Origin of the sequence: Ihubacter massiliensis (assembly GCF_024125305.1) — a bacterium.
GTDB lineage: Bacteria > Bacillota > Clostridia > Peptostreptococcales > Anaerovoracaceae > Hominibacterium > Hominibacterium faecale.
In genome coordinates, this window is record NZ_JAMXVH010000001.1 from 3,400,429 (window position 1) to 3,423,190 (window position 22,762).

17 protein-coding genes and 1 pseudogene are annotated in these 22,762 nt (G+C 52.5%); 11 read left to right on the plus strand and 7 right to left on the minus strand.

The features are described from left to right. Positions 1 to 2: 2 nt before the first annotated feature. The 7 genes from NIA71_RS15635 to NIA71_RS15665 are packed head-to-tail and all read right to left on the minus strand — an operon-like array spanning position 3 to position 8,266. Positions 3 to 1,361 (minus strand): phenylacetate--CoA ligase family protein, encoded by a 1,359-nt coding sequence (locus NIA71_RS15635; protein ID WP_253020912.1) that lies wholly within the window; start codon positions 1,359 to 1,361, stop codon positions 3 to 5. Beyond that, complete coding sequence (locus NIA71_RS15640) at positions 1,348 to 1,773, minus strand: ATP-binding protein (protein ID WP_253020913.1); 426 nt, start codon at positions 1,771 to 1,773, stop codon at positions 1,348 to 1,350. Before NIA71_RS15640 ends, NIA71_RS15635 begins: the two co-directional genes overlap by 14 nt. Positions 1,774 to 1,775: 2 nt before the next feature. After that, entirely contained in the window at positions 1,776 to 2,069 is a 294-nt protein-coding gene (locus NIA71_RS15645) for an STAS domain-containing protein (protein ID WP_148397406.1), read from the minus strand. Positions 2,070 to 2,071: 2 nt separating this feature from the next. After that, a complete protein-coding gene (locus tag NIA71_RS15650; protein WP_253020914.1) occupies positions 2,072 to 3,820 on the minus strand; it encodes an MATE family efflux transporter in 1,749 nt (582 codons plus the stop codon). 21 nt (positions 3,821 to 3,841) lie between these two features. Beyond that, positions 3,842 to 5,764, minus strand: a complete 1,923-nt coding sequence (locus NIA71_RS15655; RefSeq protein ID WP_253020915.1) for a PP2C family protein-serine/threonine phosphatase — start codon at positions 5,762 to 5,764, stop codon at positions 3,842 to 3,844. A 28-nt stretch (positions 5,765 to 5,792) separates the two neighbouring features. Next, a complete protein-coding gene (locus tag NIA71_RS15660) occupies positions 5,793 to 6,422 on the minus strand; it encodes a 4'-phosphopantetheinyl transferase family protein (RefSeq protein ID WP_253020916.1) in 630 nt (209 codons plus the stop codon). Beyond that, on the minus strand, positions 6,419 to 8,266 hold the full coding sequence (locus tag NIA71_RS15665; protein ID WP_253020917.1) for a GDSL-type esterase/lipase family protein: 1,848 nt from the start codon (positions 8,264 to 8,266) through the stop codon (positions 6,419 to 6,421). Before NIA71_RS15665 ends, NIA71_RS15660 begins: the two co-directional genes overlap by 4 nt. 577 nt (positions 8,267 to 8,843) lie before the next feature. Here NIA71_RS15665 and NIA71_RS15670 point away from each other — a divergent pair. The 11 genes and pseudogenes from NIA71_RS15670 (at position 8,844) to NIA71_RS15720 (ending at position 22,755) form a co-directional block, all read left to right on the plus strand. Continuing rightward, entirely contained in the window at positions 8,844 to 9,185 is a 342-nt protein-coding gene (locus tag NIA71_RS15670; RefSeq protein WP_253020918.1) for an STAS domain-containing protein, read from the plus strand. Positions 9,186 to 9,203: 18 nt separating this feature from the next. Next, positions 9,204 to 10,907: a SpoIIE family protein phosphatase gene (locus tag NIA71_RS15675; protein ID WP_253020919.1), complete on the plus strand. Its 1,704-nt coding sequence runs from the start codon at positions 9,204 to 9,206 to the stop codon at positions 10,905 to 10,907. After that, a pseudogene (locus NIA71_RS15680) lies at positions 10,904 to 11,292 on the plus strand (ATP-binding protein). Before NIA71_RS15675 ends, NIA71_RS15680 begins: the two are co-directional and overlap by 4 nt. A gap of 20 nt (positions 11,293 to 11,312) precedes the next feature. Beyond that, on the plus strand, positions 11,313 to 12,605 hold the full coding sequence (locus NIA71_RS15685) for a condensation domain-containing protein (RefSeq protein WP_253020920.1): 1,293 nt from the start codon (positions 11,313 to 11,315) through the stop codon (positions 12,603 to 12,605). Then, positions 12,602 to 14,062 carry an AMP-binding protein gene (locus NIA71_RS15690; protein WP_253020921.1) on the plus strand — a complete coding sequence of 487 codons (1,461 nt, stop codon included), beginning with the start codon at positions 12,602 to 12,604 and terminating at the stop codon, positions 14,060 to 14,062. Before NIA71_RS15685 ends, NIA71_RS15690 begins: the two co-directional genes overlap by 4 nt. Before the next feature lies 1 nt (position 14,063). Then, positions 14,064 to 14,291 carry an acyl carrier protein gene (locus NIA71_RS15695; RefSeq protein WP_148397397.1) on the plus strand — a complete coding sequence of 76 codons (228 nt, stop codon included), beginning with the start codon at positions 14,064 to 14,066 and terminating at the stop codon, positions 14,289 to 14,291. Between the two features lie 33 nt (positions 14,292 to 14,324). Next, the gene (locus tag NIA71_RS15700) at positions 14,325 to 16,049 is read left to right on the plus strand and encodes an MATE family efflux transporter (protein WP_253020922.1); all 1,725 of its coding nucleotides are present in this window, start codon (positions 14,325 to 14,327) and stop codon (positions 16,047 to 16,049) included. 117 nt (positions 16,050 to 16,166) lie between these two features. Continuing rightward, positions 16,167 to 18,104 (plus strand): AraC family transcriptional regulator, encoded by a 1,938-nt coding sequence (locus tag NIA71_RS15705; RefSeq protein ID WP_253020923.1) that lies wholly within the window; start codon positions 16,167 to 16,169, stop codon positions 18,102 to 18,104. Between the two features lie 363 nt (positions 18,105 to 18,467). Further along, positions 18,468 to 19,754 carry a M24 family metallopeptidase gene (locus tag NIA71_RS15710; RefSeq protein ID WP_253020924.1) on the plus strand — a complete coding sequence of 429 codons (1,287 nt, stop codon included), beginning with the start codon at positions 18,468 to 18,470 and terminating at the stop codon, positions 19,752 to 19,754. A gap of 1 nt (position 19,755) precedes the next feature. Next, positions 19,756 to 21,384, plus strand: a complete 1,629-nt coding sequence (locus NIA71_RS15715) for an amidohydrolase (protein WP_253020925.1) — start codon at positions 19,756 to 19,758, stop codon at positions 21,382 to 21,384. Next, entirely contained in the window at positions 21,385 to 22,755 is a 1,371-nt protein-coding gene (locus NIA71_RS15720) for a Na+/H+ antiporter NhaC family protein (RefSeq protein ID WP_253020926.1), read from the plus strand. Positions 22,756 to 22,762: the final 7 nt, after the last annotated feature.

Sequence of the window (22,762 nt, forward strand, 5' to 3'; positions counted from 1 at the left end):
CACTACCTCCTGTCCAATTCCTTGACGATGAATTTTACTTTGCCGCCCTTTTCGCTGTGAACCGGCGGTTTTTCGCTGAGACGGATGTTTACCTGGGGACAGCCGTTGTCTTTGAAGAACCGCAGCATGATTTCTCTGGCCTGTTCAAAGGCGGTGAGCCTGGTTTCCTCCGACTCGGGGACCATGCGGATTTCAAATTCCGTATCGCCGGTCTGCACCAGCTGGAGGGAGTAAACCCCTTCCACGTACATGAGACTGTATTCCACGTTGATGCCCAGCACTTCCACGCCGCCCACCATCAGGTTTTCCGTGGTCCTTCCCAGGATTTCCATCACCGGAAGGGTGATGCCGCAGGAGCAGGGCCGGCTGTGGATCTTTACTTTGTCCTCCATGTAGTAGCGGATCACCGGCTGGACGTAATTGGTCAGATCCGTCACATAGACGCCGGCCGACCATTCGCCTTCCCGGGCCGGATTCCCCTTTTCATCCACCGGCTCGATGATGACCCAATCATCGTTGACGTGGAGCTTTCCCGCAGGACAGGACATGGCCGCTTCGCCGCCCTCCGTGCTGCAATAATTATTGAGCACCGGACAGCCGAAGGTCTGGTGCAAAGCTTGATACACCTTTTCTGTGAGCACCTCCGCCGAACAGGCGATGGCCTGGGGAGAAATGTCCATTCGCCCGTCCCTTTGGGCGTTGGCCAGAGCGCCCATGACCGACGGATAGCCGGTGACCAGATCGGGCTGAAAATCGTCCAGCATGCGGACCAGATCGGCGATATCGCCGTTGATGGGCAGCTCCAGCACATTGCTCTCATAGCCGGGATAGGCTTGTTTCATGCGCAGAAGGCTGGAATAGGAAGAAACGTGGGGATCCAGAAAGACAGCGGCAGCGATTTTGTGTTTGACCGGCGTCATCAGATCCGGGTCTGTCTGGCGCAGCAGCCTGGTCTTTGTCAAAGCGCCGTGAATGGTGTTGTGGTAAGGGTCCCGCACCATAGGCATGGGATTTCCCGTGGTGCCGGAGGTAGTGATGGCCGTATAGCTTTCCAGATACAGCTCTCTGCCGCCCTCGGGGCTTTCGATATAGGAAAAGACATCCTCATAGCGGATCCGCGGGTCGGTCACCCAGGCTTCATAGTCTTTCATGAGCTGTTTTTTATTGGTAGGAGGAAGCTGGGAAAGGGTGAAACTTTCTCCAATGTTTTTATAGGCTTTTTTAAAATAAGGCGAATGGTTCCTGGCGTAGCAGGCCAGCTCCATAAGCCGGGTGTCTCTCAGCTTGCCGCGCTGCTTTTGGGGCATGGTTTCCGCCTCTTTGCACAGGCGAAGGGCCTGATTCATGTCAATGGTTTTCATAATGTTCCTCCTTTTGCAAATACATTCCCACCGTTAGGATATTGGTCCCGTCCTCATATTGATAAGATACCCGGTCCGCGCAGGTTTTGGTCAGGTAAACGCCCAGGCCGCCGATGGGCCTTTGACCGGCCGGGGACTGGAGATCCGGCTCCGGCTGTTTGAGAGGGTCGAACGGCTTTCCCCTGTCGCGAAATTGCATCAAAAACATGCCCTTTTCCGCGCCGCAGCTTATTTGGATCAGCCCTTCTTCGCCGCCGTAGGCGTAGCCGGCGATGTTGACAAAGATTTCTTCTGCCATAAGCTCCAGCTTGGCCCGGTCGCCCTCCCAGCCGCAGCTTTGGGCGGCTTTTTCGATAAAGGCCAGGGCCTGGTACAGGGCTTTTATTTTGGCTGGAAGGGTGATGGTATCCATGGCTAATCCATCCGGATATCCAGAACTTTGTCAAAGCCGCTCATGCGCATGACTTCCAGCACAGCAGGGGCGGGGTTCGCCGCGGTGAAAGGCGCTTTCTGGCTGTCGGCTGTTTTTTTGCAGACCAGAAGAGCCCGCAGCCCGGCGCTGGAGATGTACTCCAGATCCGTAAGATCAAGGGTCAGCTCTTGAAAGGTTAAATCCTTCACAGCCTCTGTCAGCTCCGGCGCGGTGATGGTATCCAGTCTTCCTGAAAGCGCGATGGTAACGCGTTCCTCTTTGTTGGTAATAATCATGTTCAATCTCCTTTCCGATCAATGGTTACAATGGTGCAGTTCATGCCCAGAATATAGTCGTAGCGGATCCCGCTGGTGACCGCCTCGGCTACCGCCAGATTTCCGAACTGGCGCAGGTCCGTTTCCTGAAACGGGTCAAAGGGGTATCCGTTATCCTTGAAGATCATGGAAATCCGCCCTTCCTCCAGGGTCAGGCGCACGTCGATAAAGCGGTTCTTTCCACCTGTTTCCCGGCTTTGGATGGTGTTGACGGTCATTTCCTCCACGGCCACGGCCGCCATATGGGAAGTTACCGGATCCACGCCCCGCTTCCGGCAAAAGTCCATGGCCTGCCCGGAAAGCAGAGCGGCCTGAGTCTCTTCCCGGGGCAGGGTCACTTCCATTACCTGCCTGTTTGGGTTTTCTTCCAAGAGGAAAATCCCCTTGGCCCCTGGATTCTTTTTCTGCTTTTGCCGGACGAAGAGGAGCAACAGCAAAATCGTGAGAAGTTCTCCCGCCGGAAACGCGATCCAGATTCCCGCCGCCCCCATGATGCGTGCCAGCAGGAAAGCCGCCGGTACGACGATGGCAAAGCCTTCTAAGAGCGCAACCAGGCTGGAAAGGTTTTGATACCCCACGACCTGATAGACGCACATGGAAATGAATAGAAATCCCATGAAGGGCAGGCTGATGGCGTAGATGCGGAGAGCCTGGGCGGCGATGGCTACCTGGTGGGGGTCATTGACACCGAACAGGCCGGTGATTGTGGAAGGGATGGCTTCAAAAATCACCAGTAGGATTAGGGATGCCGACACGGTAATGGCAACGGCTTTACGGATGGTGAAACGGACACCGCTCAGATCCTGTTCACCGTAAAAAGTCCCCAATAGCGGGATCATGGTCTGGGCCGAGCCTCCCACGAACATGGAGACGATGGACAGGCAGGAGGTGCATACGGAAAAAGCTGTAACCCCGTCGCTGCCCAGGTACACGGAGACGATGGCATTGACGCAGGTGAGCCGGAAGAAGTTGAGGGCCGTATTGATGGTCAGGGGAAGTCCCGTGCCCATGATGTTTTTCAGCATGGAAAAGACGTGGCCTGGCAGTCCGCAAAACCGCAGCTCCTTTGCCCGGGCGACGCCGCCCAGGGCAATGAGCAGGCCGACAAAATATCCGCAGCCCGTAGCCAGCGCCGCGCCGCCGATGCCGCTTTCCAGCAGGACGACGAAAATCAGATCCAGCGTCAGATTGATCACATTGGCGGCGATCAGCACAAAGGAGGCCAGCTTAACTTCGCCGGTGGAGCGGAGAAAATACACCAAGCCCGGGACCAGGATCAAAAACGGCGAGGCCAGCATGACCACCCTCAGGTAGTCGAATACCAGCTCCGTCAAATCCCGGGCATGGACGGTGAGAGCTTTCGCCAGGGGTCCGCAGGCGTAAAGCCCCAGCAGGCAGATCACAATAGCGGTGAAAATCATCGTCAGCACAGAGACGGTAAACAGCTCTCTGGCCCGCTCTTTCTGCCGCTTTCCCAGGGCTACCGAATAGAGGGTGGATCCGCCCACGCCGATGAGCACGTATACGGAATTGAACAGCAGCGTAATGGGAAGGACCAGGTTTACCGCCGCCAGAGCGTCCGGCCCCAGGATGTTGCCCACAATGATTCCGTCGATGACCGTACTCAAGGAAAGAGCCATGGCCATGAGTATGGTTGGAAAAAAGAATTTCATAAATTGCTGGTTGATAATGATGCCTTTACGTTCTAACAAAGCTACCTCCTGTGATTTTGCTTATTTCATGGAAAGGGCCAGCATGGTGATGTCGTCCGACTGCTGGGCGCCCTCTGTAAATGTTTCCAGCCTGGCCGCCAGGTTTTCTACCAGTCCTTGGCAGCCGCTCCCCTCCCGGAGCTGCCGTCCCGCTTCCTCGAAAAGCCGGTGATTTCCGAAAAATCCGCCGTCGCTATTTTCCGCCTCATTGACGCCGTCGGTGTAGATGAAGAGGAGAAAATCATCGGCAAGGTCCATGGTATGCTGCTGGTAATGGGTATTTTCCATGGGCCCCAGGACAAAGTCCGCCTCTTCGTCCAGCCAGCAGATACGCCCGTTGTTTTGGCAGATCGGCGGATTGTGTCCCGCGTTTGCATAGGTCATGCGTCTGTTTTTCCGGTCCACGATCGCCGCAAAGGCGGTGACGAACATCATGGCTTTGTTGGATTTGGACAGGGCATTGTTGACCCGGGCCATCATCTGGTCCGGCGGCAGGGAGCAGCCCTCTTCCATGAGGATTTTGGCTTGTACCATGAACATGGCCGCCGAAATGTCCTTTCCCGAAACATCGGCAATACAGACAAAGACCCGGTCCTCATCCAGCCGGGAAAAGTGGTAAAAGTCTCCGCCCACTTCTCTGGCCGGCTTGATAAAGGGGACGATGTCAAAGCCGCTTCCGGTCCAGCGTTCCGGCAGCAGGCCCTGCTGGATGTTCCTGGCTATGTTCAGCTCGGCGGCCAGCTTTTCTTCTTTGATGGCCCTAAGCCGGGTCTCTTCCACAAAGGCGCGGATGTTTCTGGCCATGGTATTGATGGACTGTCCCAGTCCGTCCAGCTCGTTTCCCGTCCGTCCGATCACCAGACGTTCTTCGGTCAATGTTTCACCGGCCGCAAACTGCCGGGCGTAGTTTGCCGTCTTTTCCACCGGCTCGGCCACGACCTTTTGAATCCCTTTCAGCAGTAGAGGCAGAACGATGATAAAAAAGGTTCCGATGACCGCTGCGGCGACAATGACCCGCAGCCAGAGCAGGGACGTGTTTCCCGCGCCCTGGGTAAAGGCGGCCAGGTCTACGTAGAGCAGGCGCAGGCAGACGGCGGTAAGGGTGATTAAAATCATGCAGAGAATCAGCAGAAACAGGGTGACGAACTGGGCCCTCACCCCGACAGGCGGCAGGTATCGGCTCTCCGTCTCTGTTTCTTCTTTTCCCCGGCCCACAGGCAGACAGGCCAGAACCAGGGAGGCCGCTAGCAGCAGAAGGCACAGGCCGGTGATGAGGGGGCTCTGCCTGATTTCCTGGCCCTGGCCCATGGTCAGCGCGGTCAAAGCGCAGGCGACTGCCACTACCAGGCCGGAGAGCAGGTAATCGGGGAGATAGTCCCTTTCCCGCCGAATCCGCCGGTACGCCTGCCAGGGAATATGGGGCGTCCTGCGAAAAACGGTGAGGCAGATTTGGAAGAGGAGCATGCCTCCCAGAAGGGAAAGGTCGTAGTATTGGAGCGCCACAGGGAGAAAAAAGGCTCCGAAGGAAAACCCTGAAAGAAGCTGACCTCCCGCTCCGATCACGCCCACGGAGGCGCAGCTTGCGATGAGGGAGACAGCCACGAATTTGAGAATGGAGCCGGAAGACTCCAGGTATCGCGGCCCCTGCCGTCCCGCGAAGAACAGGGTGTGCCACAGCTTGTAGGGCAGCCAGGCCATGAGGAAATTGCCCGCAAAGCCGAAAATGCAGTAGATATCCGGGCCTGTGCAAAGATCGCCCAGCAGGTTCCCCAGGGCGCAGGAAAGCGCGCCGGGAAAACCGCAGAGCAGCCCCGCGGCCATGGGCAGGAGGCTGGTAAAGCGGATCTCCGAATATCCGTCGGAAAAATGAAGTCCCGCAAAGGGCAGGGCGAGGATAAAGTAGAGGATTCCGATTCCCAGATATAGTCCGATTTTTTTGCGCATCAATTTTCTCCTCTCCAGTAACGGGCAATTACCAATCCTTTGCCGTGATTTCCTCCGGCCGTACCTCCTCGACAGGCTGCTTGCAGCAGACGGCCAGGGAGTAGCCGGGGAAAAAGGGGATTTCTTTCAAATGATAGCTGTCGTCGCCGTCGATCCCGGCCTTTCCACCGGAAAAGGAAATGGAAAAAGACGTTGACGGAAGGGAAAAGCCTTTTCCCACAGCTTTCATGTAGCTTTCCTTCAGGGTCCAGATGGAATAGAAAAGCTCCCTTTGCTGTTGGCTGGCTAAAAAGAGCCGCCGCTCCTTTGGGTGAAAGCTAACTTTTGCCATGGCCGGAAGGTCGCCCGGTTCCTGCTGCTGTACGTCCGCGCCTACGGTTTGGTCCGCGGCGGCCAGGACGACGAAATCTCCTGAATGGGAGAGATTGAAGGTCCCCTTGCCGTTCAGGAGCGGCTTGCCGTATGGGTTATAAGACAGGCGTTTTTCATAGCCCTTTCCCAGCCAGTGGCACAGCAAAAGTCCCCCGCCCAGGCATCGCAGCCGGTCTTCTCTTCGCAGATAGCGGTCCATTTTTTCTCTGCGGCTTTCGGGGAGAAGGCGGATGAGCGGCCCGAGTTCCTGGGGGAACTTTCGTATATCGCAGTAGAGCAGTTTCATCGGCTTTGGTTTCTTCTTGCCTGGATCGCCAAGATCGCCATCATGAAGATGGAGGCGAGCAGGAGAATGAGAGGAAGCTTTATGGAGAAATCATCGCCTGTGGGTACCGCGGCCGAATCTGCGCCGGCGGCGGCCATGGTTACTGCAACCGTGTAATCCCGGGTCGTGCCGTCCTCGGCGGTAACGGTGTAGGTGACAGGCTCCGTGAAGTCGTTGACGGTAACGCCGCTGATCTGTTTTACGCCGCCTGCCGTCAGTTCCGCCCCTTTGCTCAGGGTAAAGTCAGCCGTCAGTTTTTTCGGATCGCTGCTCTGGGGAAGAGTGACGCGGATCGTCTTTTTCTTCTCGTCGATCGCTCCCTTTACTCCATCCAGGGAAAAGTTTTTGATTTTCTTTTCATGGGAAAGATCCGCGGCCGGCATCCCAGGCGTATAGGTGCGTTCAATGACTGGAAGGGCCAGGTCCGCGATCAACTGATGCCCCTCATGATTGGGATGAGGGTCGATGTTCAGGTTTATAATATCATCACCGGGTATATTTGGCGTGCTATTATCATCTCTGGTGATTTCCACGTTGGTCAAATCCTCCTGATTGAAGGGCTCATAGAGATCGATGCTGTGATAGCCGGCGGTGTTCTTCTTAAAAGCCTGGTTCATCTTCTCGATATAGATGGCCCCGTACGCGCCCAGATCGAGGGAAGGAAGGTTGTTCCAAGTATTTTCTGAGACAGTATTTTTAAGGCCAGGAACCAGTTTCTTGATATCCAGCTCTTCTCCATAAAAAGGATTGTACAGGGTTGTCCAGTAGATCTCCGCGCCCGGGGCCGCTTTGTGCAGCTTTTGCAAAATGGCCGGCTGGATCTTGTCCTGGAACTCCAGGCAGGCGGCATTTAATGTTTGATTGTCGTTAAGGTTCAGCTTGAGACTGTCGATCAACTTGGACAGCTTTTCAACAAACTGATTGACCACTGGAATAGGCCGCTTGAGCGCGCCGACCCCATTGACCCCTTTCACTTTTGCCTGGCCGAATTCCGCGGCCACGGCCTGTTCCACGATTTCCATGAAAGGCCCCAGCAGGTCGTTGGAGCCGATGGTTACGGTTATCACATCGGCGTTTTTCAGGGCCGCGTCATAATCGCCGCGGTTGAGCTGGTCCAAAAGCTGCTCGGAGGTCCAGCCGGAAACAGCCTGATTGTCTGTGACGGCAGGCCCTTTATTTTTGCTCAGTTCTTTTCCGATGAGGGATACGAAGGCATCCTGCGGGGTGGGGTATTTGTCGGCAGTGAGGTCATTTTTTACATAGCTGGGAAGGGCGTATCCCGCCGCGATGCTGTCGCCGAAAGCTACATATTTTGTACGGGCCGGTTTGTAGAAGACTTGCTCTATGGGAATTCCGTATGCCAGCAGAGCCTTTTTCGTGTCCGTATTTCCGGTTTCAAAAATCGTATCCGCAGGCAGGCCGTCCAAGGCACGGGCGTCGATGGTGATCCGTCCTTCTATGCGGACTTTATCGATCTTTTCGCAGCCAGCGAATGCCTTTGCGCCGATTTTGCTCACGCCAAAAGAGCGCACTGTTTCCCAGGCGTCATAGGAGGTCACATCTTCGGGGATGAATAGGGTTCCTGTGGTCCCGGCGGATAGGGCGGCGTTTTCTCCGTCTCCAAGCTGGACCGTGCCGTCCTGGAGAATCTTGTAGCGGGTGTCGACTCCCGTTTTGTAATGGGTGATGACCTCGCCTGCCGCTGCGTGGACCGTTTCAGCGGAAAAGTCGGCCGCCATGGTGAAAAGTAAAGCGGCTGCTGCGGTTAGACTGATCATTCTGCGGAATATTTGCGCTGCGTTCATATGTATTGCCTCGTTTCTTTTTACTCATGATTTTAAATTTTAACGTGGCTGTAGGTGAAAAACAATCGAGTTGCATATTTTGCAGTAAATTCTGCTTAATTTGTATGGGGATAGTTGGTATTGTGTTGAAACGAGAAGGAGACATAAAAGTTCCGCCTTCAGTCATGTATTAATTCAAATGGGAAAAATTTTATTAAAAGTTTTCATTATTTACGCAAAGCTGTGGGTTTGAGAGGCCCTATATGGCTAAAAAGCGGGCTAGGCCGCTTTTTGTCTCATTCGAGAGGAGGAAACCGTTGAAAAGTGCGTAAATTTCGTGATTTTTTTCAATTTTTTTCAACCCCCCTATGCAGCCTTAAATTAAAAAAAGCATGCGCTGGCCGGGCGCTCTCCCGCACACACCTGCAAATTATGCAGAAAAATATGCAAATTAAGCAAAAACTTCCGCAGCCTGCATTGACAGTTATAGAATCCGTTGTTATTACAAGGTAACTTCGCTATAATTAGAACAAAATCCAACATTGGTTAAAGTGCTGTCTTTGGGAACCTGCCTGCATCGCCGTAGGAGTGCTGTTCAATGGTAAAAAAGGAGACATTTAATTTGGAAAGCAACTTAAAATTAGAAAAACATACGGAAGGGGAAACCCTTACCATCGACCTGACCGGCCGGCTGGATACGGCCACGGCGCCGGAACTGGAAGGCAAACTAAACGGCTGGCTGGAAGGCGTAAGTACGCTGATTCTCGACTTCAAGGAAATCGAATATCTTTCCTCGGCAGGCCTGCGGGTACTGCTTTTCGCCCATAAGCAGATGATGGGACGCGGCGGGCAGCTGCATATTAAAAACGTACAGGAAATGGTCATGGAAGTCTTTGAAATGACCGGATTTTCCGACGTTTTGTCTATTGAAGGCGCGTAAACAAAAGGAAGTGGTTTTTTGAAACTCTACCAGAAGATTTTTTTATCAGCCATCCTCTTCTTCGTCATCACCATGCCTTTCCGGGAATTCTTCAAAGTGATGGCAGTGACGGAAATGCGCCCGGTCAGCGCCCTGCCGCCGGCATTGGGGCTTCTGTTTGGATATCCGGGAGCTTTGGGCTGCGCCATCGGCAATCTGGCGGCCGACGCCCTTTCCGGTTACAGTCCGCTTTTGTGCGGTCTGGGATTCATCGCCCAGTTTATCTATGGCATACTGCCTTACCTGCTCTGGTTCGGCTTCAAAGATAGGAAGCTGCAGCCGGATCATTTCCTGCGCCTTAACAGCGTCAAAAAGCTCCTGCGCTACATTGGAATTATCGTTCTGGATTCCGCTGTTATGGCCGTCATGTTTGGCATTCTTATGCGGGTGACGCGTCTGGGAAAATTCTGGACCACCGCTGACGTGATGGTGTTTCTCAATAACGTGGTCTTCTGCATGATTTTGGGTATACCGATCATCGTTTTCGCGGGAACCAGATCAAAAGGCCGGAGCAAACCGGTCATTTCCCTCAACGAACGGCTAATTCTGATTTTCATCCTTCTGGGCGTTATTTCCGCTTCCCTGATCGGTTTGTTTGCCTACACAGAATTATCACGGTACATACCCGATCCGCTGTCCATGTGGAATTGGATCTACCTTTATATGGTCATGGATCTGACTGTTTTTTATATCATCACTGTCCTTTTTCTGAAATACGCGGAAAAGAATATCACTGTTCCCGTCGAATCTATCGCTGGGATCGCCAAAAACTACATTGACGAGGAAAGCGGCAAGGCGGATACCGGGGAAATCGCCGCAGAATGCGAAAAGCTCCTGGACAGCAAAAGCGAAGTGAGCTACCTGGCGGAAGGCTTTCGCCAGATGGTGCAGGATCTGGACGCCTATATCGCCAACCTGACAGCTATGACCGCGGAAAAAGAACGGATCGGGGCCGAGCTGCAAGTAGCGGCCCAGATTCAGACAGATATGCTCCCCGTCGATTTTCCTCAGAGGAAAGAGTTCCAACTTCGCGCGGCCATGACCCCGGCCAGGGAAGTGGGCGGCGATTTTTACGACTTCTTCTTTGTCGATGAGGACCATCTGGCCGTGGTCATCGGCGATGTTTCGGGAAAGGGCGTGCCGGCGGCGCTGTTCATGGTCATCGCCAAGCTGCTGATCAAAAATCACGCCCAGAGCGGCGAAAGCCTGGGAGAAGTTTTTTCCGCGGCCAACGACCAGCTCTGTGAAAACAACAAAAAGTCCATGTTTGTCACCGGCTGGATGGGCGTTCTGACCCTTTCCACGGGAAAACTGGAATTTGTCAATGCGGGACATAACCCGCCCCTCATAAAAAGGGACGGATGTTTTGAATATTTGAAATCCAAAGCCGGATTCGTGCTGGCGGGAATGGAAGGAATCGCCTATAAGCAAAACGAACTCTGGCTCGCACCCGGCGATTCTCTCTATTTGTACACTGACGGTGTAACGGAGGCAGCGGACCGGCAAAATCAATTATACGGGGAAGAGCGGCTGCGGCAGACCCTCCAGAAGAGCGAAAGCCAGGAAGCCGAAGCGCTTTTGGATACCGTAAAGCTGGATCTGGATCGATTTGCCGGAGATGCGCCCCAGGCCGATGACATTACCATGCTCTATTTGATTTACAAAGGAAGGGCAGGATCATGAAACAGATTACGGTGGAAGCAAAGCAGGAAAACCTGCAACGGGTTTGGACCCTGATCGAGGGCGTGCTGAAAGCCTGCGGATGCTCCCAGAAAGTTTGCCATCAGGTCGAACTGGCGGTGGAAGAAATCTATGTCAACATTGCCAGCTATGCCTATGGGCATGAAAGCGGACCGGTGACGGTGGAAGCGGAAGGTTTTCCGGAAGAAGGGAAACTGACAATCCTTTTTCGAGACAGAGGCCGGCCCTTTGATCCGCTCAAAAAACAGGACCCGGACATCACCCTTGCGGCGGGCTGGGGATTTTCATGGTAAAAAAAATGATGGATGAAGTGAGCTATGAATTCAGGGACGGAAGCAATGTTCTGACCATAAAGAAATATTTTTGACAGAGGAAAAGGAGAACACGATGAAAGCACAGAGACATCCGCTTATCAAGCAGCAAGGTGAGATTTTGCAGTTCGACCTGGATCCGGCTCAGAGGGAAAATGTCAACACCCTATTGGCGGTCTGCTGGTTTGAAGCGCCCTATGAGGATGAAATCGTCAGTAAAGCGCTGAATCTGATCCTGAAGCATGAACAGGCGCTGCGGCTGCGGGTCGGAAGAGCGGGCGGGCAGTACGTCCAGTACGAGCAGGAATATGTCCGCGAGTCCATTCCCACAGCAGATTACGGCAGCGATGATGAAGCTCAGGTGCGGGCGCGTTTTGAGGCCCTGGCCCAGGAGCCGATTCCGCTCCTTGACAGCCCCCTTTACCAGCTGGCTATTTTTCATTATGGGCAGGGAATAGGGGTTTCCCTTAAATTCCACCATATTATCATGGACGGATGGAGCCTGGCTCTTTTCGCTCAGCAGCTGATGGATTACTGCAAGGCTCTGGCGGAAGGCCGCAGCCCACAGCCGGAAAAACACGATTTTACAGACTGCGTTACGGCTATTTTGCAGCGCTACTGTTCTTCCCGCTATGAAAAGGACCGCCGCTACTGGCGTGATCTTTTCGCTCAGCAGCCGATTCTCTGCCGCATGCGGCCCGATCGTCCCCAAGTCGAGGAATCGGAAGGGGACCGGGTACAGGTGCCTCTGGACCGGCAACTGTCCCGCCGCATCAATGACCATTGCGGCCAGCTGAATATTTCCCCGGCCGTGTTGTTTGAGACTGCTCTGCTGCTCCATCTGTACAGGCAGAATCCCGGCTGCAGTCGGGTGGACATCGGGCAGAACATGATGAACCGGGGCGACCTTATGGAAAAGGATCGGCTGGGCATGTTTACGGCGGAACGCATGCTGTGCGTGAACCTGCATGATGAAGACCTCATAGCAGACGTATACCGGAAAATCAAAGAATCCAACATGGAGGCCTACTATCATGGGCTGTGTCTTCACGATGAAGTGCTGGAGCTGGCGCAGGCGCAGCATCCGCAGGTGACGGCCATTCGGGATGCGGAATTCAGCTACCTGCCCTGCGGCGATCTAAAGCAGCGGGGCTGCCGCATGGAATGGATCGCCAACGGCGCACCGGAAGTATCGCTGGAATTCACCTTGTTCCATATGAATGACCCGGACGAATTTACCGTTATTTTCGATTACCGGAAATCCGCCTTTACCCGAGAAGAAGCGGAAGAAACCTTAGGGAGAATTATCGCTCTGGCGGAAAAGGCCATGGAGGATACCAATCAAAAAGTGGGCGAGGTCATAAGATGATTTACAAGGATTACATACAAAAGCACGCTGCAGAGGCACCACGGGAAGCAGTTTTTCTGCTCCGGGAAGGGCAGGAACGAAAGGAAATCACCTGGGAGCGGTTTTTCAGCGACATCAACGCTCTGGGGACCGGGCTTGTGGACGGCCATCCGGGCGCGCGGATCGGGATACTGGGGGAAAACAGCTATCAATGGGCCCTGATCCACATGACGGCGGTTTTGGGCGCAGGCGCGGCCGTGCCTTTGGACCGGGATCAGCGGGAGGATACCCTGGCCTCCCAGATCAGAACCACGGAGTGCAGCCTGGTCTTTTACTCCGCTCAGTACCGCAAGAAAGCCCGGCGTCTGGAGGAGATGCTTGACAAAACCTGCTTTATCTGCTGGGACGAGGAAGAATTCGACAAAATGCTGGAGCTGGGTAACGCAGAACTGGAGCGCGGCAATGATCAGTACATATCGCTGCGCCCGGGGGAAGAGGATCTGGCCTGCATCATCTTTACCTCCGGGACCACTGGCGGGCCGAAGGGTGTCATGCTTTCCCAGAAAAACATCGTTTCCATGGTATCAGCCGCGCTGGAGCTGCTGGATCTTGCGCCGGGGGATCGATGCCTTTTGGTCCTGCCCTTGTATCATTGCTACGGCTGCTTTTACAACCTCTACGCCGGTCTTGCGGCCCGCTGCGTCCAGTGCATCTGTCCGGATTTGAAGCGGCTTTCACAGCAGATTGTTTTTTTTCAGGCCAGGATTCTCTTTCTGGTGCCGGTGGTGGTAGAGGCGCTGCTCACGGAATTGGAGCGCAGCGGGATGAGCGCGGAAGAATTTTTCGGCGGCAGCCTCAAATGGGTGATGAGCGCAGGCGCGCCCATTTCGCCTCAGATTATCAAGCGCTTTGGAAAACATGGAGTGGACGTGCTCAACGGCTATGGGATCACCGAATGTACGGCCATCGTTTCCCTCAATCCGCGCCGGGCTTTCCGGGCGGATACGGTAGGACTTCCGGGCAAAAACTGGGATGTAAAAATCGCGGAGGACGGAGAAATCTGCGTCAGCGGCAGCAATGTGATGATGGGCTATTACGGGGATGGCGAGAGCCGGCAGGCCGTTATGGACGGGCCCTGGTTTCGCACCGGCGACTTGGGATATTTGGACCAGGACGGCCATCTGGTCATCAGCGGCCGCAAAAAGAATTTGATTATCCTTTCCAACGGCAAAAACGTGTCGCCGGAGGAGCTTGAGGAGCAAATTCATCGGATGGAAGGCGTAAAAGAAGTGCTGGTTTATGAAAAGGACAAAAAAATTACCGCCGAAGTTTATACGGAGCTTTCCGAGGAAGCGCTGTCCGCGGAAATGGCGCTGCTGAACCGGAAGCTTCCGGCTTATGATCGGATCCAGCAGGTCCTCATTCGGGACACGGCTTTTGAAAAGACCGGCGGACAGAAGATAAAAAGGAGAAGATAGGATGAGAAAAGAATTGGAACAGGTGATGGGGCAGTACACCAAGGTCAGCCCTCTGAAAGCGGAGATGGAGCTGCAAAAAGATCTGGGTCTGGACTCCTTTACGGTGATGAACATTGTGGTCAGCCTGGAGGACTGCCTGGACATTGAGATACCGATTTCCGAGGCAGCGGACTTTCTGACCGTGGGAGATATAGAAGCTTATCTTGCGGAGGCTTGCCAGGATCGCTGATACAGTGAATCGTAAATTTCGAGAGGAGGGCAAATGGAGAGCTTGGGCCTGAAAAAGAATTTCATTTCGGAAAAGTTCAAATCCATTTTTCTCGTTTCCACCCTGTCGATGCTGGTGGAGTATATTGTCATGCTCTCCGATAATGTGATCGCCGGAAATCTGGTGGGAGAACGTGCCGTGGCGGCCATTACGCTGGTGGGACCGGCCTTTTCCATCTCCGTGTTTTTCGCCTTCCTGGTATCCCAGGGGACGATCATTCTCATGGCTTTTGCCGTGGGCGAGGGGGATCGGGAAAAAGCCAACCGCTATTTCAGCCAGGGTTTGATTCTGTGTTTTGCCGTGGGAGCCGGGCTGACGGTTCTCTTCCTTTTGTTTCGGGAAGAGGTGTTTCGGCTTGGGCATGTTTCTCAGGAAGTGGCGGCTTACGCCGCGCAGTATTACCGGTATCTTTGCTTTATCCCACTTTTGCAGGCGCTCAACGCGCTCTTTTACGGCGTTGTCTTAAATGAAGGGGGCGAGCGGATCTGCATGATTTCATCGGCGGCGCAGGTGGGAGGAAACATCGCCATGTCTCTGCTGCTCTGCAGCCAGATGGGAGTGGCGGGCATCAGCCTGGCTTCGGTGCTGAGCAACATTCTTGCGGATGCCATTCTCTGTCTGCAATTTTTTCAAAAGCAGAATCAGCTCCGCTTCACCTGGTATTGCCGCTTGCGGTCTGTTTTATCAATGCTCAAATACAGCGTCAACGATTCCTTCCGCTATCTATATCTGGCGGCGTTTCAGGTCAGCCTCAATCTGTTTTTGGTCTATCGCTTCGGCGATAACGCACTGATTACGGCGGCCGTCATCCTCAACCTGCTCAATTTGATGCTCAGCGCCTTTGACGGGATCGGCGAGGGGATGCAGGTGCTGGTCAATGTCTATCGGGGCGAGAAGAACCAGCGGGGAATTTTTCGCTCGATGAGACTGGGGATTTTTGTTTCTGCTGCGGAAGGTCTGGCGGTGACGGCGGCGCTGCTTTTGCTGAGCGGCCAGATCCCCCGGCTCTTTGGAGTCGGAGAAGGAGCTCTGCTTTCGCAGACTCAGACGGCCGTCTGCATATATGCCCTCTCAGCGGTGTTCATCAGCATTGGGATTCTGCTTTCAGCCTATTACTGCTTTATTGACGAAATCAAGCTTTCGCTGGCCCTTTCGTTTTTGCTGCTGCTTTTCTTCCCCATATTATGCGCAGTGGTTTTCGGGGGATTGTGGGGACTTACGGGTGTATGGATCGGACTCGCCATTTCCTCCGCGGCCGCCCTTGCTGCGGGATTTCTGCTGGTCGGCGGAAAATGCAGGGATGGGAAGAAGGTGTTTCCCCTGCTGCTGGACCAGGAAGTTTTGGAAAACCAGGCAGCCTTTGACGTGCCGGGCACCCAGGACGGCGTCATGGAGCTTGTGGGGCTGCTGGGCCGGGAATTGACAGAGCGAGGCGCGCAGGTGCGGACAAAATTCAGAATCGAGCTGATTACCGAAGAAACCGGCATGCTGGCGGTGGGAAAAAATCCGGAACATGATTTTCGCATAGAGGCCAGCCTGCTTTTTGACGACGGGGTTACTTTGGTTTTGCGGGACAACGGGCAGAATTACGATGTGACTGAGGAAAACAAAGACCTTACTTCCATGCAGGAATACGCGGCGGATCGGATCATCGGCTCCAACAAGGAAAAAAAGTATATGCTCACCAGCGGGTACAACCGGACGGTGTTTCGGTTTTAGGGGGATTATCCTTATAATCCGACTTTCTTGCGTTTTAACCGGCTTTTTTGCCGGTTTTTTTCATATGGAAACCTTTCCATAAAGATCCGGAGTATAATACGACCAGGAGGAATTAATATGGGTTTTGAAGAAAACGGGATGATCTACGTGAGCCAGAGCAGCATTGTTGGACAGACGTTTCACTGGCACGACGAGCTGGAGCTGCTCCTTGTGGTAGAGGGCAGCCTGGATTTAAAAGTTGGTTACGAATGGTTCAGATTGAAGGCCGGCGACATCATGCTCATCAACAGCGATGAAATACACAGCATGAAGGAAACCAATGAAAAAAACGTTGTCATTTGTGTATACATCGACTGCAATGCATCTTATGAGAAATATCCGGATTTTTATGAAATCGTCGCTCTTTGGCCGTATTCCGAAGCGTTCCATAAATTAAACCAGCGAAAACATGTGATTATGGAGCATGTCAATCGTCTGGCGGTGCTGATCGACCAAAACGCGGACAGGGAACGGATCGCCCGCCAGTTTGATTCCTTTCTCAAGAGCCTGATCTATTGCTACCGCGTGGATATTACCGATTTGAACGGCGCGGCCTTCCAAGTGACGGATGAAAAAATGGATATTATTTATCGTACCATCAAGTATTTGTATTCCAATTACGACCATAAAGTAAACCTGCAGGATGTATCGGAGCAGGAATACCTGAGCATGTTCTATCTTTCCCACAAGTTCAAGGATATCACCGGATACAGTTTTCGGGACTGGCTGAATTTTGTCCGAGTGGAAAAAGCGGAAAAACTGCTCCTCAACACATCTTCGCCCATTACGGAGATCGCCTACCAGTGCGGGTTTTCGGACGTGCGCTATTTTAATAAGCATTTTATGAAGTGGTACAAAATAAGTCCCAACAAGTACCGCAAGCTGTTCCGTGAATCCTGTGAAATGTACGACGATACGGAGCGCTTTGAGGAGCCTGTTCCTATGGCGGATATCATTCATAAAATCGAATCCATTGTCCCGGAAATAAAAGCGGACGCAGATACGGAAAATGAGATTGTGATTGATCTCAATACAAGGAAAGTAGCGGAGCGATTGGACCCATCGTGGAAAGAGAAGCTGTGGTGCGGCGGCTCCAATATCATCGGATATCGAAAGATGAAACAAATTGAAGAGGCGCAGAAAGACATTGAATTTATGGCGATCATCGCCGACGAGCTGTTCAGCGCCGGGACTCAGCAGACGGAAGACCCGTCAATGCCGCAGCTGCACAGCGTTCTCAACTTTTTGCTGGATATTTTCGCAAAAGTCTATTTGATTGTGGGATGCAGCAAAGACGACCAATATGAAATCGATGCGGCAGAGGAATCCCTGCGGAATTTTTTCAAGTTTTACCCCAGAGGGCGGGCAGCGCAAATGGAGTTTAAGATCGATATGGCGGACAACGAGCGGGAAACAAAGGAAAAAATCAAAGAATTTACCGCCCTCCTGGATTCTCTGAACATACGGCACAAGCAGTATGAACACTACAAGAGGCCAGTGGACAAGCGGGGCAACGTTGAAACGGACTACATATCCAATATGATTGACGGTGAAATCAGAATGGACTGGCTTTATTCCAAGAACGGATTTAAAAATAATCTGTACTATTTCTACTTTTTCCTTTCCAAGATGGGTGAGGCGGTTGTTGTAAAAGAAGAGAGTTATGTGATTACAAGAAAAGAAGATGATTTTCAGATTTTGTTCCACAACGGAGGCACCAAATTCAAATACCCGCAGCAAACCGAGTATAAACTGATTTTAAAAAATTTCCGCGGCAGCTACAAGTCGGTGCATTATGCATGGAACTCTCAGCGTGACGACATCTCATCGGTCATTAAAAACCCAAACGTGATCCGGTATTTGAGTGACAGCGAATATGAGATGGTGGACCAAGCATCTCTGCCGATGATTTCCGTCGATTATATCGATGAGGATCAACTGAAAGACAAAGCCTTTGCCCTTGAGCTGCCGCCCGCTGCCGCGGATATGCAGCTTACGCTTTTGATAAAGGTGTGACTTTCGGGCTGGTGAGGTCTGAGGTGCGCCCAAAAGTTATTGGGCGGAAAAAATTAAAAATATTTTTTGAAATTTACACTTTTTTCTACGGTTGAGCCCTGGAAAGCTTGGCCTGAATCAAGAAACTCCGTTTTGCGTCAAGATTCGACCCCGCAAACCCACAACTTTGCGTAACTTTTACGATTTCCCCAATAAATTTACCGCATTGCGAAGCCCCCTGCATAAAGCAGGGGCATTTTATTCGCAAATTTACCTATCGCCATAACAAGATAATGGCTTAAAACCGGAAGCAAATAACGATATACTCCAAGGTAAATTAATTAACTTTTCAGACAATTCAAAACTGAATGGAGGGAACGCAAAATGTCAGAGAGAAAATTTGATTTAATTCCGGGAGTAGAAAGCTGCGCCGGAGAAATGAAAGTCGCTTTTCCCATGGAGGAGTATAAGAACCGACTGACCAGAATCAGGCAGATCATGGACAGAGAAGAGATCGACTTTGTGTACGCCACAGCCCCTGAAAGTATGTACTATATCAGCGGATACGATGTGGTATGGCACCGGGTCAATTCGCCCCAGGCCTGGTACGATTCAATGGGGGCGGGAACGGCCATACATGTGGACCACGATACATTCATTCACTTTGACCTGCCGGATGAAGAGGGCGTACTAAAACTCACCAGCATTTCCACCGACACAAGGCTGATCTACGATATCCCGGCGGATATGTACGGAAAATCCTATATATGCACAACAGACGAGGAAGGCTATAAAGAAATTGTAATCAAGAACTTAAAGGAAGAAGGATGGATCAAGCCTGGAATGACCATTGGCCTGGAATTGGGCAGCTACCGTCCCAGCTATTTGATCTTCGACCAGTGGAAAACCCTGTTCGAAGGGGCCGGATGCAAGGTTGTCGACGCCACGGAAGTGATCCGGGGGGCCCGGGCCGTAAAATCGCCTTTGGAACTCCAATATATTGAAACGGCGACCAATATCTGCAATGTGGGCATGGAAGCGATCTACGACGCATTGGAGCCGGGCATAACCGAATTGGAAATTGTTGCGGCCTACACCAACGCCCAGCTAAAGGCCGGCGGCGAAAGTCAGGCCATCGCCAATATGGTTCGTTCCGGCCCTTACCGTTCCTGGTGTTTCCACATCCCCGCGTCCAGGAGAAAAATCATGCTGGGCGATCCGGTGGGCGTGGATCTGGCCGGTGTATTCAACCGGTATCATTCCAACCAGTGCCGTTACTTTTCCGTGGGCGAGCCGCCAAAGGAATTTGCGGCCAAATACGCAGTCAACCAAAAGATTATCGAAACCGTTAAAAACACAATTAAGCCCAATATGCTCATGTCGGAGCTGCTCATAGAACTGAAAAAATACTACCAGTCGGAGGGCCTCTGGGGCCAGCAGTACTGGATCGGCGGATATGAGCTGGGCATCGCGTTTCCGCCTGACTGGTGCGGCGGATCGACGGTCTATGATATCTATTTCGACTGCGAAGATAAGGAAAGACGCTTCGTTCCCGGAACCGTCGTCAACTTTGAAACCGGCTTCGGCTGCATCGATACCCTTATGTTCAAAGAAGATGAAGCGGTTGTTCTGGGCAAAACGACCAGAGAACTGATGGTTAAGGAGTTCTGATATGTTTGCAGACTATATTATAAAATCCAACTGTATCTTCGATTCAGTCAGCGATGAGCCCTTCAAGGGGTTCATCGCCGTTGCGGGAGACAAGATTGCATACATAGGAAGATCAGATGAACAAATGGCAGAGTATCTGGGCGGCCAAACCCAGGTATTAAGCTATGAGGATCAGCTGGTCATGCCGGGAATCGGCGAAAGCCACGCCCATGTTTTTTATGGAGCGCTAGAAGTGGCCGGCGCCAATGTGGCGGAGTCCCGCTCCGAAGAGGACGCGGTGCAGATGATTTTCGACCATGAAAAGGACAAGGAGAATGAATGGGTGATCGCTTTCGGCTGGAACCATGAATATTGGCAGACCAAAGAACTGCCAACGAAAGCGTCTCTGGACCGACGGTTTCCCGACAAACCGGTGGTGGTCATCAATGAGGAGCTTCACGGCGCATGGGTAAACACAAAAGCCTTGGAAGTCTGCGGAATTGACCGGAATACCGCTATTCCGCAGGGCATGGGGATGATCGGAAAAGATGCCGCAGGGGAGCCTACCGGATATCTACTGGAGACCTATGCGATGAAGCTGGTTTTGGATGAAGCTTTTTCCATGCCAGAAGAGAAAAAGAGCCGACTGATCGATGCGTATTTTAAAACGACGGCCAGCCTGGGAATCACTTCCCTAAGCAATCTGCAAATCCATGAAATCCTCATGGAAGATGTGTTTGAGAAAATGGATCAGGACGGCAGACTCAAGGTGAGAATGTCCCTCCTTGCTTCGATCAATACGCCTATGGAAAAGCTGCTGGATATGAAAAACAAGTATCACAGCGACACGCTTAAATTCGGCGGAATCAAAGGATTTGTCGACGGCACGCCTATGGGCTATACGGGCGCTTTGATTGAAGAATACAGCGACCGCCCGGGATTTTACGGAGAAAAATATCTGTCCGTGGAAACTTTCGGCCAGCGGGCGCGGGCGTTTGAAGCCAATGGCATCCGGATGCGGCTCCATGCATGCGGGGACGGGGCGGTAAGGGAAGCGCTGGACATATATGAATATTGCCGCAGCGCCGGCGGAAAAGAACCATTGCGCCATACCATCGAGCATTTTGAAGTGGTGCATCCGGACGATCTGGGGAGAGTCGGGGAGCTTGGTGTTGTGGCTTCTGTTCAGCCGGATCATATGTGGGCCCCGGTCTTTTGCGAACACCCTTTCCATAAAATTCTCGGAGAAGAACGCTGTAAGTATGTTTACCCCTTTAAAAGTCTGGCAGGAAAAGGCGCGGTTCTCGCCTTTGGCAGCGACCATCCCATTGCGGAGCTCAATCCCATGCGGGGCATTTACAGAGCGGCCTCCAGGCTGTCGGAAGACAAGCAGCCCGAGGGCGGCTGGTGCCCCAATGAAAAACTCAGTCTGGCCGATTCGCTGAAAGCTTATACAATCGGATCTGCATATCAAATGCACAGCGAGGAGAAAACAGGCACTTTAGAGGCAGGCAAATTTGCCGATATCGCCGTGTTAGACAGGAATTTGTTTCAAGTTGATTTGGAAGAGATTCTGGAGACCACCGTCGCCATGACAATGTTAGGAGGAAGGATCATTTACGAAAAGAAACCCTGTTTGGAGGTGAAGTAAGTGGAATATGGAATTTTATGTTTACTGCCGATCGCGGTCATGCTGGCAGTAGCCATCATAACCAGAAAATGCATTTCATCCATGGTGATTGCGATTCTGGTGGGCTGCGTGATTATTGGCGGCACCGGCTGGTTTTCAACGTTTATCGATCAGGTTTATACGACAGGCTGCAACGAGGATACGGTATGGATCGTCTGCCTGATGTGCGTGGTCGGCGTTCTGGTGGCGCTTTTTCAGGCATCGGGCGGCGCTCATGTACTGGTTAAAATCGTAGAAAAAAAGGTGAAAGGCGAACGAAATCTATACCTGTGGTCCTGGCTGTTATCGGCGCTGCTGTTCATCGATGATATGATGCGCTCATCCGTAATCGGCCAGATGACACCGCTGTTCGACCGGTTCAAAGTGCCGCGGGCTTCCGTGGCCTACTATATCGACTCCACCAGCACGACCGTTACATCCCTGGTGCCGCTGACGAACTGGGCGGTCTTTTTCCAGGGCGTGTTCGCCGGCTTTGTGGAGCTGGAATACCTGGGCAATGGATTTGACATTTATGTAAAAACAATTCCCTTTAATTTCTACGCCATCGCCGCGCTGCTGGTGTGTTTTGGATTTACCATGGGATGGATGCCCAAGCTGGGCGGCATGAAAAAAGCCTACGAACGGGTGCAAACTACGGGAGAGCTTTACAGCAAGGCCAGCATTCCGCTCAATCCGGAGGAAAAAGTAAATGAGGAAGAAAAAGACCCGAAAGCCCCAGTTCGGCTGGTGGTATTCATTGCCGGAATCGCCATTTTAACGGCATCCATTCTGGTTACCGGCGACGTGCTGTCCGGCTTTTTTATCGGAGTATTTTCCATGTGCGCGCTCTTGTTCATAACAAGGCTGTGTACCTGGAAAGAGATCATGACAGCCGCCATCGAGGGCGAGGCAAGAATCATTCAGATGCCGCTGATTTCCTTCTTTGTTTACATGTTCAAGGATATTGTTACGACCCTGCAGGTTCCGGAATATATTATCTCCATTTGCGAGTCCTTCCTGTCCCCGGTATTTTTCCCGCTCATTACCTTTATCGCCTGCGCATTGCTGACATTCTGTTCCGGGAGCACCTGGGGCGTAACGGTTGTTTATGCGCTGGTGGCGGTTCCCCTTTCCGTTTCCATCGGGGCGGATCCGGTGGTCGTGCTGGCTGCGATTTTATCCGGCGAAGCCTTCGGAGCACACGTCTGCTTCTATTGCGACTACACAGTATTCGCATCGGCAATGGCAAAAATCGATAATATTGAACACGCCTTTACACAAGTTCCGTATGGGATCATCGGCGGAGCATTGGCGGCAATCGGTTTTCTTGTTTCAGGAATTGTGATGGCATAAAGGAATT